Genomic DNA, 15,797 nt, shown 5'->3' with positions numbered 1-15,797 from the left:
CATAACCCGAAGGTCGCAGGTTCAAATCCTGTCCCCGCAACCAAATGGTCCCGTGGTGTAGTGGTTAACATGCCTGCCTGTCACGCAGGAGATCGCCGGTTCGACCCCGGTCGGGACCGCCATTTTATATAAAGAAAAGAACGAAACATGTTGTTTCGTATTTTTTTATTTGTTTTAACAAAAAACTAATAAAGACAGTCAAACTATCCTTAGGAAAACTCCTAAGGACTTTTTTATATATTTAAAACCTGTATAATAAAGAGCAGAGAACATTGTGAGTAAAGTAGGTGAAGTCTGTGAGTAAATATGAAATAACAACAAAATCATCTGAGGAAACACAAAAATTATCAGAAAAACTAGGTGAACTTGTTCGGGCACAAGATGTAATTATTTTAGAAGGAGATCTTGGGGCTGGTAAGACGACCTTTACAAAAGGACTAGCAAAAGGTCTTGGAGTGAAAAGAGTTGTAAATAGCCCTACCTTTAATATTATTAAAGAATATAAAGGGAGATTACCACTATATCATATGGACGTGTATCGCTTAGCAGAAAGTGAAGAAGATTTAGGCTTCGATGAGTATTTCTACGGTGAAGGAATTACGGTAGTAGAATGGGCTCATTTAATAGAAGCATATTTACCAAATGAGAAGTTACAAATTAGTTTGTTCCATGCTGGAGATGACACAAGAAACATTGTACTCGAGCCAATTGGAGATCGCTATATTAGATTATGTGAGGAGCTATTACAAGATGAAAGTACTAGCAATTGATACTTCAAATTACGTAATGGGTGTATCCCTTATTGAAGAAGGAAACGTAATTGGGGAAATCATTACAAATTTAACAAAAAACCATTCTGTACGTCTTATGCCAGCTGTAGAACAACTGTTAAAAGAATGCGGTGTAAAGCCGAAAGAATTAACTAAAATAGTTGTAGCTGCTGGACCAGGATCATATACAGGTGTTCGTATAGGCGTAACAGCTGCAAAAACATTGGCTTGGTCACTTCAAATACCAATTGTAGGTGTATCAAGTTTAGAAGTAGTGGCTGCAAATGGTGCTAATTTTAATGGATTAATTTGTCCTTTATTCGACGGAAGACGTGGACAAATTTATACGGGCTTATATACATATGAAGGAGAGGATTTAACTTCTATAGAAGAAGATCGAATCATCCTTATTGTAGACTGGTTGCAAATGTTAAAAGATAAAGGAAAGCCTGTTTTATTTATTGGTAACGATGTTAAATTACACAAAGAAACAATTATCGAACATTTAGGCGATCAAGCTGTATTTGCTCCTGTCACTAAAAATAACCCAAGACCAAGTGAGCTGGCGTTCTTAGGACTACAAAAAGAAGAACAAGATGTACATTCATTTGTTCCTAGTTACCTTCGTTTAGCTGAAGCTGAAACAAAGTGGTTAGAAAGTCAAAATAAGTAGGAGCTTGCAGAGGATGGATATGATATTTAGAAAGATGGAACTCGATGATATTGCTCAAATTGTAGCTATTGAAGAAGCATCTTTTTCAACTCCTTGGACTGCAGATGCCTTTCACCGTGAGTTAACGATGAATGAACATGCACATTATGTTGTGCTAGAAAAAGATGGTCGTGTAATTGGCTATTGTGGATTGTGGATAATTATTGATGAATCACATATAACAAATATAGCTATTTTGCCAGAATACAGAGGTCAAAAGCTAGGGGATGCTTTATTAAAAGAAGTTATTTCCGAAGCGAAAACTCTAGGCGTAAAAACGATGACACTTGAAGTACGTGCATCAAATGAGGTAGCAAAACAGTTATACAGAAAATACGGATTTCAAAATGGTGGAATTCGTAAACGATACTATGCAGACAATCAGGAAGATGGTCTCGTAATGTGGGTGAATATATAATGGAAAAAAATACGATTATACTTGGTATTGAAACAAGTTGTGATGAAACAGCAGTAGCGGTTGTTAAAAATGGAACGGAAATTATTGCGAATGTCGTTGCATCACAAATTGAAAGTCATAAACGTTTTGGCGGAGTTGTACCAGAGATTGCATCTCGTCATCATGTAGAAGAAATTACAGTTGTGTTAGAAGAAGCTTTAAAAGAAGCGAATATCACATTTGATGATATTGATGCAATTGCTGTAACAGAAGGACCTGGTTTAGTAGGAGCACTTCTAATAGGGGTAAATGCAGCGAAAGCAGTGGCATTTGCACATGATATCCCTCTAGTTGGCGTTCATCATATCGCTGGCCACATTTATGCGAACCGTTTAGTAAAAGAAGTTCAATTCCCATTACTATCACTTGTTGTATCTGGTGGACATACAGAGCTTGTTTATATGAAAGAACATGGTTCATTTGAAGTAATTGGTGAAACGCGAGATGATGCAGCAGGAGAAGCATATGATAAAGTAGCTCGTACGTTATCTATGCCATATCCAGGGGGGCCTCATATTGATCGCCTTGCACATGAAGGGAAACCAACAATCGATTTACCTCGTGCATGGCTTGAACCTGATTCGTATGATTTCAGTTTTAGCGGATTAAAATCAGCAGTTATCAACACTGTGCATAACGCAAAACAACGCGGTATAGAAATTGCACCGGAAGATTTAGCGGCAAGTTTCCAAGAGAGTGTCATTGACGTACTAGTAACGAAAGCATCTCGTGCAGCGGATGCTTATAACGTAAAGCAAGTGCTTCTTGCTGGTGGAGTGGCTGCTAATAAAGGGCTTCGTGCACGCTTAGAAACAGAATTTGCACAAAAAGAAAATGTAGAGCTAATTATTCCTCCTCTATCTTTATGCACAGATAATGCAGCAATGATTGCAGCGGCAGGTACAATTGCATATGAACAAGGAAAACGTGCTACATTAGCTTTAAATGCAAATCCAGGATTAGATATCGAAGCATAGTTATGCACAAAATTAACCACAGCTTGTGGATAAAACCCATATTATCTGTTGATAATGTGGGTTTTATTGTGTATATAAAATGTTGATAACTTTTTTGTTAATTGTGGATAATGTGGAAAAGTTATTTTGTTGTTTATTTTATAAAGGTGGATATGTGTATAAACTTGTGGATAAAATAAGTGAAGTCTGACCTTTAGATGTATTCTTTTCGGGAAATAAAAAACAAGAAGATATCTTTAAAAAACATTTTGAAATATGCTCTTATTATAGGAGTCGCTAATATTGTCAAACTTTGTCGTTGAAACGATGCCTCATGTCGAATATTTTGTACAATATGACGTTAATTCAAACCAGAAGATAAAAAGGATGCCGCATAGTCTAAAATCCCGACTTATGAGACATCCCTCTTATTCAAGACTCTTATAAATGTAATTCTTCCCATTCTGCCATACAAGCATCCAGTTGCTCTTGTAGTGTTTGCTTTTTCGTTGTAATTTCACTAGCCTTTTCATAATCTGCATATATTTCTGGTAAGCAAAGTTGATCTTCTAACGTAGCAATTTCTTCTTCAAATTGTACAATGTTTTGTTCTAGTTCCTCAATTTTTCGAGTACGTTGACGCTCCAACTTTTTGCGCTCTTTTTCTTCCAGGTAATTTAATTTTTCTTGTGCAACTGTCTTTTGAACCGGAGTTTCATCTTCTTGTTCTAATTCCGCACGTTCGATCATCTCATTTTTCTTTTCAACGTAGTAATCGTAATCCCCTAAGTATTCCTGTGCACCTTCTGTTGATAACTCAATAACAGTTGTCGTTACACGATTAATAAAGTAGCGGTCATGTGAAACAAATAGAAGGGTACCAGGATAATCAATTAAAGCATTTTCCAAGATTTCTTTACTATTTAAATCAAGATGGTTTGTAGGCTCGTCGAGAATTAATAAATTTGATTTTTGCATCATAAGTTTTGCAAGAGCTAACCGAGCTTTTTGTCCACCACTAAGAGAAGATACTGGCTTTAATACATCATCTCCTGTGAATAAGAAGTTACCTAATATCGTGCGAATTTCTTTTTCAGGTTGCAGTGGATATTCATCCCATAATTCATTTAAAACTCGCTTGGAAGATGTTAAATTAGCTTGTTCCTGATCATAATAACCAACGGATACATTGGATCCGAAAGAAACATCACCATGTAATAGTGGTAACTTATTCACAATGGATTTTAACAATGTGGATTTCCCAATTCCATTTGGACCAACTAAAGCAACGCTATCTCCGCGAGTTAAGCGCATTGTTACATGTTCAATAATTGGATCCTTATCATAGCCGATAGTTGCATCCTTTACTTGTAAAACATCATTGCCACTTTGTTTTTCGATATCGAAGTGGAAGGAAGCTGACTTAGAATCCCCTAATGGTCTTGTTAATAATTCCATTCGGTCTAATTGTTTCCGGCGACTTTGTGCACGTTTTGTCGTAGATGCACGAGCTATATTCTTTTGAACGAAGTCCTCCAGCTTAGCGATTTCATCTTGTTGTTTTTCATAACGTTTCATTTCTTGTTCGTATAGTGCTGATTTTAAGTCTAAATATTTACTGTAGTTACCAACAAATCGTCTACTTTCTTTATTCGAAATTTCATATACTTGTGTAACAAGTTTATCTAAGAAATAACGGTCATGGGAAACGATTAGTATTGCCCCAGGATAACCTTGTAAATATTGTTCAAGCCATGTTAATGTTTCGATGTCTAAATGGTTTGTAGGCTCGTCCAAAATAAGTAGGTCTGGTTTCGTTAATAATAATTTACCGAGAGCTAATCGTGTTTTTTGTCCACCGCTTAATGTCGAAATCGTCGTCTGGTGCGTTTCAACTGGGAAGCCAAGACCACTTAAAATCGAACGGATATCTGCTTCGTACTGATAGCCACCTTGATCTTTATAATCTAATTGTAATTGGTCATAATCAGCTAATAATCTTTCATATGTAGCCTCGTTTGAAAAGTTTTCTTCTTTTCCCATCTCTTGCTCTAGCCTTCGAAGTTTTGTCTCCATTTGCTGCAAGTGTGTAAAGACGGTTAGCATTTCATCCCAAATTGTTAAAGATGTTTCTAAACCGGTATTTTGAGCTAAATATCCCATTGAGACATCTTTCGGTTTTATAATTTCGCCACCATCATGAGATAGCTCACCCGCTATTATTTTTAATAATGTAGATTTTCCGGCTCCATTTCGTCCGACTAATGCGATACGATCTTTCGTTTGAACTTCCAATTTTATGTTTGCAAGAATCGTTTCTGCACCGTATAATTTCGAAAGCGCGTTTACTTGTAATAAAATCAATGTTTTCACCTCAAATAATTTCTTAACTTTGCCATGTTTATATTTCTCAATCATACTAAAAATAGTGTATAGTTTAAAATACAGAGAGAATACTTCTTCTTTCTATTATACAAGGAATTTAATAAGTGCTAAACTTCTGTATTTGATTAAAGCATATGAATAAAGATAGGAAGAGAGGAGAGGTTATATGGAGCAGCAGAAAATTCCACAAGCCACTGCTAAGAGATTGCCTCTATACTATCGATTTATCCAAAACTTATCTTTGTCTGGTAAGCAACGTGTTTCATCAGCCGAATTAAGTGAAGCGGTAAAGGTTGATTCCGCAACGATTCGAAGAGATTTCTCATACTTTGGAGCATTAGGGAAAAAAGGATATGGATATAACGTAAATTATTTATTATCATTTTTCCGTGAAACACTCGACCAAGATGATATAACACGTGTAGCGCTTATTGGAGTAGGTAATTTAGGGACCGCTTTCTTACATTATAATTTCACGAAAAACAATAATACAAAAATTGAAATGGCGTTTGATGTTAGTGAAGAGAAAGTTGGAACAGAAATCGGAGGCATCCCTGTATATCACTTAGATGAATTAGAAGAACGTTTATCATCTGATATACAAGTGGCAATATTAACAGTACCCGCTACAGTAGCACAATCTGTAGCTGATAGATTGGCAGAAACAAACGTGCATGGTATTTTGAATTTCACACCAGCACGATTAAATGTGTCAGACAATATAAGAATTCATCATATTGATTTAGCAGTAGAGTTACAAACACTAGTTTACTTTTTGAAGAATTATCCACAATAAAACGCAGAGGAAGCGACCTCTGCGTTTTATTATTGTTTTTTCTTTGTGAATTTAACTAAGATAAGGCGAAGTGCCAAATTAAAATCAATCGTTGCCATAACTGCAAATAGTATTGTCCACATATTCCAAATTGTATCTGTTACGTTCGTAATGGCGAAGCGTGTAAAGATACATCCTAGAAGGAAGTACAATGCAGCCATGAACAATGGTGAGTTTCTCATACTAAAAATCCTCCGATAAAGCCTTGCATTTTTTCAGCTTCTTTAATCATTTCTTGAATTTGTTCGTTACTCACTAAAACTTGAGCAATTGCAACTAATGTATTCATTGCAACATGCGCTGCGATTGGAACGATAATACGCTTTGTTTTTACATATAAGAAGGCGAATACGAGCCCCATAGCAGTGTATACCAATAAGTGAGTAAAATCAAAGTGAATGGCCGCAAATACAAGGGAACTAATAATAGCGGCAATAAAGAAGTTAAACTTCTTATAAAGTGTACCAAATAAAATTTTTCTAAATACGATTTCTTCCAAAATAGGTCCTATTATAGAGATGACGATAAGGAACCAAGGTGTCGTTCTTGCAATATCCATAAGTCTCGCTGTATTTTCAGATCCAGGTTTAATACCTAATACATACATTTCAATCATACCAGCAATACTTTGCGAGAAAAATGCTAAGAAGAACCCGATAAAAATCCAACCAATCGTAGCTGGAACAGTAGAACGCTTTGTATCTAAATGTCTGTCGCGAATATCTGTTCTAAGTAACCAAAGTACGATACATAATGCAATAAAGAAGCTAATGATTGCCCAGTGACCAGTTATGAGTTGAAATTTCTCTTCCCTAGTAAATCCCCTGTTATCATAAAGTCCAGTTTTCAGGAGAAGTGGTAATCCAGCAATTGATGATAACTGCATTAAAATGTATGTAACGATAACCCACCAATATTGTTTTTTCAAATGGTTTAACCATCCTTTCTAACTCTAGTGTATGAGATAAGGTAGGATAACATGTAAATATGCTACCTACGATATAAACCTTACTTAAATTATGTTTTTTTTGTAAATCCTTATTTGAAATTATAATAGAAGACAGGAGAAAGTTGTGTGTGTAGCGAAAACAACTTAGGGTGTCCTTTCATATTGTAACATACGAGTAGTGGAAACAACGATTCATATAGTAAAGGTAGAAGAAGAGGAACTCTATATAGAAAAGTTTATAGCGTAATTTGCGAAAAAATTATGATTTTTTTACTTGCAAAAGAAATTGAGATTATTTATTATTATAAGTGTGTTAGCACTCGGGTGACTTGAGTGCTAATAAATAAAATTTACATAACAAAATGAGGAGGTTATTGTTCATGCTAAAGCCATTAGGTGATCGCGTTGTAATTGAGCTTGTTCAAGCGGAAGAAAAAACAGCAAGTGGTATTGTATTACCAGACACAGCAAAAGAAAAACCACAAGAGGGTAAAGTTATTGCAGTAGGTACTGGTCGAGTGCTTGAAAATGGTGAGCGTGTTGCTTTAGAGGTAGCAGCAGGTGATCTTATCATCTTCTCAAAATATGCAGGTACTGAAGTGAAATATGAAGGTACAGACTACTTGATTTTACGTGAAAGTGACATTTTAGCAGTTATCGGTTAATTATATAAATCTTAAAAAATCCAAGGGGGTCAATTATTATGGCAAAAGATATTAAATTTAGTGAAGAAGCACGTCGTTCGATGCTTCGCGGTGTCGACACTCTTGCAAATGCAGTAAAAGTAACGCTTGGACCAAAAGGTCGTAACGTTGTTCTTGAGAAAAAATTCGGTTCACCACTTATTACAAATGACGGTGTAACAATCGCAAAAGAAATTGAATTAGAAGATGCATTCGAAAACATGGGTGCGAAATTAGTAGCAGAAGTTGCTAGCAAAACAAATGATGTAGCTGGTGACGGAACAACAACTGCAACTGTATTAGCACAAGCTATGATTCGTGAAGGTCTTAAAAACGTAACAGCTGGTGCGAACCCAATGGGTCTTCGTAAAGGTATCGAAAAAGCTGTAGTTGCTGCAGTAGAAGAATTAAAAACGATTTCTAAACCAATCGAAGGTAAATCTTCTATCGCACAAGTAGCTGCTATTTCTGCTGCTGACGAAGAAGTAGGTCAATTAATCGCTGAAGCAATGGAGCGCGTTGGTAACGACGGCGTTATTACTTTAGAAGAATCTAAAGGTTTCACAACAGAATTAGACGTAGTAGAAGGTATGCAATTTGATCGTGGATATGCATCTCCTTACATGATTACTGATTCTGACAAAATGGAAGCAGTTCTTGATAACCCATACATCTTAATCACTGACAAAAAGATTTCTAACATTCAAGAAATCTTACCAGTATTAGAGCAAGTGGTACAACAAGGTAAACCGCTTCTTATCATTGCTGAAGATGTAGAAGGCGAAGCATTAGCTACATTAGTAGTGAACAAACTTCGTGGTACATTCAATGTAGTAGCTGTTAAAGCTCCTGGATTTGGTGACCGTCGTAAAGCAATGCTAGAAGATATCGCAATCTTAACTGGTGGCGAAGTAATCACTGAAGAATTAGGCCGTGACTTAAAATCTGCTACAGTTGAATCTTTAGGACGCGCTGGTAAAGTTGTTGTAACGAAAGAAAACACAACTGTAGTTGAAGGTGTAGGAAGCACAGAACAAATCGAAGCTCGCATCGGTCAAATCCGTGCGCAATTAGAAGAAACAACTTCTGAATTCGATCGTGAAAAATTACAAGAGCGTCTTGCAAAACTTGCAGGTGGCGTAGCAGTAATTAAAGTAGGTGCAGCAACTGAAACTGAGTTGAAAGAGCGCAAACTTCGCATTGAAGATGCACTTAACTCAACTCGTGCAGCAGTAGAAGAAGGTATCGTTGCAGGTGGTGGTACTTCACTTATGAACGTATACACAAAAGTAGCTTCTATCGTAGCTGAAGGTGACGAAGCAACAGGTATCAACATCGTACTTCGTGCACTAGAAGAGCCAGTTCGTCAAATCGCAATCAACGCTGGTCTAGAAGGATCTGTAGTTGTAGAGCGTCTAAAAGGCGAAAAAGTAGGCGTTGGTTTCAACGCAGCTACTGGCGAGTGGGTTAACATGCTTGAAACTGGTATCGTAGATCCAGCTAAAGTAACTCGCTCTGCACTTCAAAACGCAGCATCTGTTGCAGCTATGTTCTTAACAACTGAAGCTGTAGTTGCTGACAAGCCAGAACCAAATGCACCAGCAATGCCTGACATGGGCGGCATGGGCATGGGCGGTATGGGCGGAATGATGTAATTCTATTTGCCCTAAAAAACATCCATTTCTATATAGAAATGGATGTTTTTTTATGTTTTTTAGAAAAGGAAATGAATTTCTGTAGAATTTTGTCGCTTTCTCTCTTGACCATATTGATACTTCATTGTTAGAATCTAGGAAGATAATATAAAACGATCCTTCATATATCCTCAAAGATATGGTTTGAGAGTCTCTACCGGGTTACCGTAAACAACCTGACTATGAAGGCAGTGTGTCTTATATTTATAAAGAACGGAAGACTATCTTTCTTTATAAAGCCAGACCCCTGCCTTTTCTTTGTTATGAGACTAGAGGCGGAGGACTGGCTTTTTTTATTATATTGGTAATGCTTTTCGCCTAATTGGTGAAAATATTTATATACGAGAACTAACGTTGGGGTGATTATTTTGAAGAAGCAGCATGATACAATTATCGTTTTAGATTTTGGGAGTCAATACAATCAGTTAATAGCACGTCGAATTCGTGAGTTCGGTGTATACAGTGAACTTCATCCACATACAATTACTGCGGAAGAAATTAAAGCAATGAATCCAAAAGGGATTATCTTCTCTGGTGGACCAAATAGTGTATACGGTGAAGGTGCATTACATTGTGATGAAAAAATCTTTGACCTAGGATTACCGATCTTCGGTATTTGTTACGGTATGCAACTTATGACACAACAATTCGGTGGTACAGTAGAACGTGCAAACCACCGTGAGTACGGAAAAGCTGTTCTTAAAGTAGAGAACGAATCAAAATTATATGCGAACCTTCCAGAAGAGCAAGTTGTATGGATGAGCCATGGCGACTTAGTAACTGGTTTACCTGAAGGATTCGTAGTAGACGCAACAAGTGAGTCTTGCCCAATTGCTGGTATGAGCAATGAAGCGAAAAACTTATACGGTGTACAATTCCACCCAGAAGTACGTCACTCTGAGCACGGTAACGATTTAATTAAAAACTTCGTATTCGGCGTATGTGGTTGTTCTGAAGGATGGAACATGGAAAACTTTATCGAAGTAGAATTAGAAAAAATTCGTGAAACTGTTGGAGACAAAAAAGTACTATGCGCACTTAGTGGCGGTGTAGACTCTTCTGTTGTAGCAGTATTAATTCATAAAGCAATCGGTGATCAGTTAACGTGTATTTTCGTTGACCATGGTTTACTTCGTAAAGGCGAAGCAGAAGGCGTTATGAAAACATTTAGCGAAGGCTTCCATATGAACGTTATTAAAGTGGATGCAAAAGAACGCTTCATGAACAAGTTAAAAGGTGTAGAAGATCCAGAACAAAAACGTAAAATTATCGGTAACGAATTCATTTACGTATTTGATGATGAAGCTTCTAAATTAGAAGGAATGGACTTCTTAGCACAAGGTACACTGTACACAGATATCGTTGAAAGTGGTACAGCAACTGCACAAACAATTAAATCTCACCATAACGTTGGTGGACTTCCAGAAGACATGCAGTTCAAATTAATTGAGCCTTTAAATACGTTATTTAAAGACGAAGTACGTGTATTAGGATCTGAACTAGGAATTCCTGATGAAATCGTATGGCGTCAACCATTCCCAGGCCCTGGTCTTGGTATTCGTGTATTAGGTGAAATCACAGAAGAGAAATTAGAAATCGTTCGTGAATCTGATGCGATTTTACGTGAAGAAATTATTAAAGCAGGATTAGACCGCGAAATCTGGCAATACTTCACTGCGCTTCCTGGTATGCGTAGCGTAGGTGTTATGGGTGACGAGCGTACTTACGATTACACAGTAGGTATCCGTGCAGTAACATCTATTGACGGTATGACAGCTGACTGGGCACGTATCCCTTGGGACGTATTAGAGAAAATCTCTGTACGTATCGTAAACGAAGTAAAACACGTTAACCGTATCGTGTATGATGTAACGAGTAAGCCACCAGCAACGATTGAGTGGGAATAGTATTATAATAAAAGATCCATCTATTGCTCATGCAATAGATGGATCTTTTTTGATTTGAGTTTAATACGAACGAAATTATAAAAGTTAATAAAAATGTTCGTATTTAAATTGACAAAAATACTTTCAAGAGTTAATATGAGTATGTAATTCAAACGAAAAGTGAATATTATGCCGTCGTATAATATCGGGGATATGGCCCGAAAGTTTCTACCTAGCTACCGTAAATGGCTTGACTACGAGGCGTTTTTATAAAGGTGAGGGGAATCTTATCTTTATTCATAGAACGCTTCCATGTATATGCAATGGAAGCCTTTTTTATTTTTAATAAATAAAAGAGGGCTAGGGGAATTACGGCGAGTAATCATATAACGGGGGAAACGTAAGATGAAACGCTATTTTCAGTTTGATGAACTCGGCACGAATTATAAAACAGAGTTCATAGCAGGTTTAACGACATTTTTATCTATGGCGTATGTGCTATTTGTCAATCCTGCTACGCTGTCACTTGGAAATGTTAAAGGGTTACCGGCAGGCACAGGAATGGATCCAGGTGCAGTATTCGTTGCTACAGCATTAGCAGCAGCGATCGGTTCGTTAATTATGGGTATTTTCGCAAAGTATCCGATTGCTTTAGCGCCAGGTATGGGAATTAACGCATTCTTTGCTTATACGGCAGTGTTAACGATGGGTATTCCGTGGCAAACAGCAATTGCTGGAACGTTAATGTCAGGTATTATCTTTATTATTCTTACTGCTTCAGGTATTCGTGAAAAAATCATTAACGCAATTCCATCAGAGTTAAAGTTCGCAGTAGCGGCAGGTATCGGATTATTCATTGCTTTCCTTGGATTCCAAAATGCCGGAATTATCGTGAAAAATGATGCTGTCCTTGTTGGGTTGGGGGATTTAACAAAGGGCACAACGTTACTAGCAATCTTCGGAGTTGTTACGACAATCATCTTCATGATTAAGAAAGTTAATGGTGCAGTGTTCTACGGTATGATTCTTACAGCAATATTAGGAGTAGCAACAGGATTAATTGATACTCCAAAAGCTGTAGTGGGAGCAATCCCGAGTCTAGAACCAACGTTCGGTGCAGCGTTAACGCACTTCGGAGATATTTTCACTGTTCAAATGGGGATTGTTATTATAACGTTCTTCTTTATCGATTTCTTTGATACAGCAGGTACACTTGTAGCGGTTGCGAATCAAGCAGGATTAATGAAGAACAATAAATTACCACGTGCAGGAAAAGCGTTATTTGCAGATGCAATCGCAACTGTAATTGGTGCGATCTTAGGTACATCAACAACAACGTCTTACATTGAGTCATCCGCAGGGGTAGCGGCAGGTGGACGTTCTGGTTTTACAGCAGTTGTAACAGCAGGATTCTTCTTACTTGCACTATTCTTCTCGCCATTATTAAGTGTTGTAACACCAGCTGTAACGGCACCAGCTTTAATTATTGTAGGGATCTTGATGGTTTCATCTTTAGGAGAAATTGATTGGAAGAAATTCGAGATTGCAGTACCGGCGTTCTTTACTATCATTTCAATGCCGCTTACGTATAGTATCGCAACGGGAATTGCGATTGGGTTTATTTTCTATCCAATTACAATGGTAGTAAGTGGTCGACGTAAAGAGATTCATCCAATTATGTATGTTATGGGAGTTTTATTCGTACTATATTTCATCTACGTTCGTAAATAAAAGGGGTTTTTTGAAAGGTCTAGACTTAAGGGGAGTCTAGACCTTTTTTGCGTCTTCAGAAAAACTTAAGGATTTCCGAGCGTTTTTCTTCAGAAGTTTTCCTATAATAGAAGTTAGGGATTAAAAAAGTAATGGGGGAGATATTGTGGCACACGAAACAATACTTGTCGTAGATGATGAAAAAGAAATTCGAAATTTAATTACAATCTATTTAAAGAATGAAGGATATAAAGTATTGCAAGCAGGGGACGGAGAAGAAGGATTACGTTTACTAGAAGAAAATGAAGTACATCTAGTCGTATTAGATATTATGATGCCGAAAGTAGACGGCATTCATATGTGTATGAAAGTAAGGGAAGAAAAAGAAATGCCAATTATTATGCTTTCAGCGAAAACGCAAGATATGGATAAGATTTTAGGATTAACAACGGGTGCAGATGATTACGTAACGAAACCGTTTAATCCGTTAGAGTTAATCGCAAGAATTAAATCTCAGTTACGCCGTTATATGAAAATGAATGGTTTCGCTATACAAAATGAGGACGAGCTAGAGATTGGGGAGATGAAAATAAACATCTCAACCCATAAAGTCATTGTAGAGGGAGAAGAAGTGAAACTAACTCCGAGGGAATTTTCAATTTTAGAATTGCTAGCCCGTAATCCGGGGATGGTCTTTAGCGCGGAGCAAATTTATGAAAAGGTGTGGAACGAAAGATCTTTCCAGTCGGATAATACGGTAATGGTGCATATTCGAAAAGTGCGTGAAAAGATTGAGGAGAATCCAAGGAAACCTAGATATATAAAAACAGTATGGGGAGTGGGGTATAAGATTGAAAAAGATATTTAATCCATTTACTTATATAAGGAAAGCAAGACAATTGATTGAGAAATTAGTAAAGGGCGTACGAAAGAGTATAAGAATTCAACTGATTACTACTTTTGCCGCTTGTGCGTTATTAGGAGTTTTTTTTGCAAAGGGAGCTGCACCATTTTTTGAGAATGCGAATCGTCAAGCGACTATTGATTATCGAGCTGGTATGGAACAAATTAATCACGAAGCTCAAAGAGCAGCAAATAGCTCGGTTCATGAAAATAAATTAGAAGCTATATCCAATATGATCGAAATGGAGAATCAAAATTTAGAGCGAGGATCTAGAGCTCTAAAAATATTGGTTACTGATGAAAGTGGTAAAGTTTTATATAAAACGAAGCAGGCGCAAGAAGAGCAAATCGATTTGCATAATACGATTCGTAATGCAGCATCATTTGCGATTAACTATTCAAATGGTCGAGATGTATTTGAAAATACAAGAAAAGAATTTATAGCTTTTTCGCCTATTACAATAGAAGATAAGAACTTATATATGTTCGTTAGTGGAATACCAGATGGTGTAGTGATGTATGATACACAAGAAGGACCATTTCCATTTTTAATTGGTGTACTTGTATTTATTTTCTCTTTCTTCTATATAACAAAGAGAAAGATGAAGCAAATTGAAGCGATGGCAGAAGGTGTAAAGGAAATAGAAAAAGGCAACTTAGCGTACCGTATAGAGAAGAAAGGTGAAGATGAGATTGCATCTTTAACAGAAAATATTAATAATATGGCAGAAGAGCTTATGAATAATATAGAAAAGGAACGTAAGTTAGAGAAGCAAAAGAACGAGCTTATTACAAATGTATCTCACGATTTGCGTACACCACTGACTTCTATTATGGGTTACTTGCGATTACTTCGAGATTCTAAATATGAAAATAAAGAGCAACACGATGAATATACGAGAATTGCTTTTGCGAAGTCAGAGCAGTTAAAGAATTTAATAGAAGATTTATTTGAGTATACGAAGTTAACGAATGAGCAAGTTGTATTAGAAAAACAAGAAGTATGTGTAAATGAGTTATTGGAGCAATTAATAGAAGAGTTAGTACCGCAAGCGGAAGAGCATGGACTTACATTTGTTAAGAAGTTTCCTGAGGAACGTGCCTATGCAGCGATTGATTCGGAAAAGATGGTCCGTGTATTTGATAATCTATTAATGAACGCGATTAAGTATAGTAAAGATGATGGGGAGATAAAAGTTTCCCTTCAAAGGCAGCGCTGGGATATACAAATTGTAATTGCGAATCATAGTGAAGAGTTTACGAGAGAAGAGTTAGCGAGTTTGTTTGAACGTTTTTATAAGAAAGATCAATCTAGAAGTAGAGTAACAGAAGGGTCAGGCCTTGGATTGGCGATTGCGAAAAGTATTGTTGAATTACAAGGTGGTAGTATTCGAGCTGAATATAAGGATGGTATTATTCAGTTTATCGTCTCGTTACCAATTATAGAAAGATAATAAACGAATAGAATGGTATATGATAAAAAGGCTTATTTTAAAAGGGATAAGCCTTTTTATATTTTTTTAGAAAAACATGTTGACGATTAGGTTATAGAGGTGTAATATAAAACAAGTCGCCGATGACATTAACGTCGAAAGCGGTAAACGAAATAAAAAACTTAGTTGACATTGAAAGTTTAAAATGTTAACATAAGGAAGTCGCAAATGAGCGGCAGACGAGTTCTTTGAAAACTGAACGAAACAAACAACGTGAAACGTCAATTTTTATTTTATGATGCTAGACAAACTAACTTTATTGGAGAGTTTGATCCTGGCTCAGGATGAACGCTGGCGGCGTGCCTAATACATGCAAGTCGAGCGAATGGATTAAGAGCTTGCTCTTATGAAGTTAGCGGCGGAC

Annotated in this window: 14 protein-coding genes, 1 tRNA gene, 1 rRNA gene and 2 riboswitches; of the genes, 13 read left to right on the top strand and 3 right to left on the bottom strand. The window is 36.9% G+C overall.

All coding sequences use genetic code 11. From position 1 onward, the window contains the following. Positions 1-46 precede the first annotated feature (46 nt). The 5 genes from AC0L0O_RS29695 to tsaD all read left to right on the top strand — a co-directional run bounded on the left by AC0L0O_RS29695 (position 47) and on the right by tsaD (position 2,916). A tRNA-Asp gene (locus AC0L0O_RS29695) sits at positions 47-122 on the top strand. A 174-nt stretch (positions 123-296) separates the two neighbouring features. Continuing rightward, positions 297-770, top strand: coding sequence for a tRNA (adenosine(37)-N6)-threonylcarbamoyltransferase complex ATPase subunit type 1 TsaE (tsaE, locus tag AC0L0O_RS29690; RefSeq protein WP_000049629.1), 474 nt, complete (start codon positions 297-299; stop codon positions 768-770). Then, entirely contained in the window at positions 751-1,443 is a 693-nt protein-coding gene (tsaB, locus tag AC0L0O_RS29685) for a tRNA (adenosine(37)-N6)-threonylcarbamoyltransferase complex dimerization subunit type 1 TsaB (protein WP_000865764.1), read from the top strand. The genes tsaE and tsaB overlap by 20 nt, the downstream gene beginning before the upstream one ends. A gap of 13 nt (positions 1,444-1,456) precedes the next feature. Continuing rightward, positions 1,457-1,900 carry a ribosomal protein S18-alanine N-acetyltransferase gene (rimI, locus tag AC0L0O_RS29680; RefSeq protein ID WP_001985371.1) on the top strand — a complete coding sequence of 148 codons (444 nt, stop codon included), beginning with the start codon at positions 1,457-1,459 and terminating at the stop codon, positions 1,898-1,900. Then, complete coding sequence (tsaD, locus tag AC0L0O_RS29675; protein WP_000414600.1) at positions 1,900-2,916, top strand: tRNA (adenosine(37)-N6)-threonylcarbamoyltransferase complex transferase subunit TsaD; 1,017 nt, start codon at positions 1,900-1,902, stop codon at positions 2,914-2,916. The genes rimI and tsaD overlap by 1 nt, the downstream gene beginning before the upstream one ends. Before the next feature lie 420 nt (positions 2,917-3,336). Here tsaD and AC0L0O_RS29670 read toward each other — a convergent pair whose 3' ends face one another. After that, a complete protein-coding gene (locus AC0L0O_RS29670; protein WP_000602158.1) occupies positions 3,337-5,259 on the bottom strand; it encodes an ABC-F family ATP-binding cassette domain-containing protein in 1,923 nt (640 codons plus the stop codon). Between the two features lie 187 nt (positions 5,260-5,446). On the opposite strand from AC0L0O_RS29670, the gene AC0L0O_RS29665 reads away from it, so the two are divergent. Further along, positions 5,447-6,076, top strand: coding sequence for a redox-sensing transcriptional repressor Rex (locus AC0L0O_RS29665; protein WP_000437700.1), 630 nt, complete (start codon positions 5,447-5,449; stop codon positions 6,074-6,076). Positions 6,077-6,105: 29 nt separating this feature from the next. Here AC0L0O_RS29665 and AC0L0O_RS29660 read toward each other — a convergent pair whose 3' ends face one another. Both AC0L0O_RS29660 and AC0L0O_RS29655 read right to left on the bottom strand, forming a co-directional pair. Then, the gene (locus AC0L0O_RS29660) at positions 6,106-6,297 is read right to left on the bottom strand and encodes a YdiK family protein (protein ID WP_001246201.1); all 192 of its coding nucleotides are present in this window, start codon (positions 6,295-6,297) and stop codon (positions 6,106-6,108) included. After that, positions 6,294-7,043 carry a CPBP family intramembrane glutamic endopeptidase gene (locus tag AC0L0O_RS29655; protein ID WP_000745340.1) on the bottom strand — a complete coding sequence of 250 codons (750 nt, stop codon included), beginning with the start codon at positions 7,041-7,043 and terminating at the stop codon, positions 6,294-6,296. Before AC0L0O_RS29655 ends, AC0L0O_RS29660 begins: the two co-directional genes overlap by 4 nt. Before the next feature lie 401 nt (positions 7,044-7,444). On the opposite strand from AC0L0O_RS29655, the gene groES reads away from it, so the two are divergent. The 7 genes from groES to AC0L0O_RS29620 all read left to right on the top strand — a co-directional run. After that, the gene (groES, locus tag AC0L0O_RS29650; RefSeq protein WP_000917306.1) at positions 7,445-7,729 is read left to right on the top strand and encodes a co-chaperone GroES; all 285 of its coding nucleotides are present in this window, start codon (positions 7,445-7,447) and stop codon (positions 7,727-7,729) included. 38 nt (positions 7,730-7,767) lie between these two features. Then, positions 7,768-9,402 (top strand): chaperonin GroEL, encoded by a 1,635-nt coding sequence (gene groL, locus AC0L0O_RS29645; RefSeq protein ID WP_001029999.1) that lies wholly within the window; start codon positions 7,768-7,770, stop codon positions 9,400-9,402. A 140-nt stretch (positions 9,403-9,542) separates the two neighbouring features. Then, positions 9,543-9,644, top strand: a riboswitch (purine riboswitch). Positions 9,645-9,809: 165 nt separating this feature from the next. Next, positions 9,810-11,348 carry a glutamine-hydrolyzing GMP synthase gene (guaA, locus tag AC0L0O_RS29640; protein ID WP_000743900.1) on the top strand — a complete coding sequence of 513 codons (1,539 nt, stop codon included), beginning with the start codon at positions 9,810-9,812 and terminating at the stop codon, positions 11,346-11,348. Between the two features lie 154 nt (positions 11,349-11,502). Further along, positions 11,503-11,604: riboswitch (purine riboswitch) on the top strand. A 128-nt stretch (positions 11,605-11,732) separates the two neighbouring features. Continuing rightward, positions 11,733-13,058 carry an NCS2 family permease gene (locus AC0L0O_RS29635; RefSeq protein WP_000833093.1) on the top strand — a complete coding sequence of 442 codons (1,326 nt, stop codon included), beginning with the start codon at positions 11,733-11,735 and terminating at the stop codon, positions 13,056-13,058. A 145-nt stretch (positions 13,059-13,203) separates the two neighbouring features. Further along, a complete protein-coding gene (locus AC0L0O_RS29630; protein ID WP_000929888.1) occupies positions 13,204-13,905 on the top strand; it encodes a response regulator transcription factor in 702 nt (233 codons plus the stop codon). Continuing rightward, complete coding sequence (ampS, locus tag AC0L0O_RS29625; RefSeq protein ID WP_000719199.1) at positions 13,889-15,394, top strand: aminopeptidase AmpS; 1,506 nt, start codon at positions 13,889-13,891, stop codon at positions 15,392-15,394. The genes AC0L0O_RS29630 and ampS overlap by 17 nt, the downstream gene beginning before the upstream one ends. 295 nt (positions 15,395-15,689) lie before the next feature. Further along, positions 15,690-15,797 (top strand): 16S ribosomal RNA (locus AC0L0O_RS29620); the annotation flags it as partial.

The sequence above is a fragment of the Bacillus sp. GS3m_15504 genome (assembly GCF_055825275.1).
The sequence above is the reverse complement of the archived record's forward strand: the minus strand, read 5'-3'. Positions and strand labels throughout refer to the sequence as shown.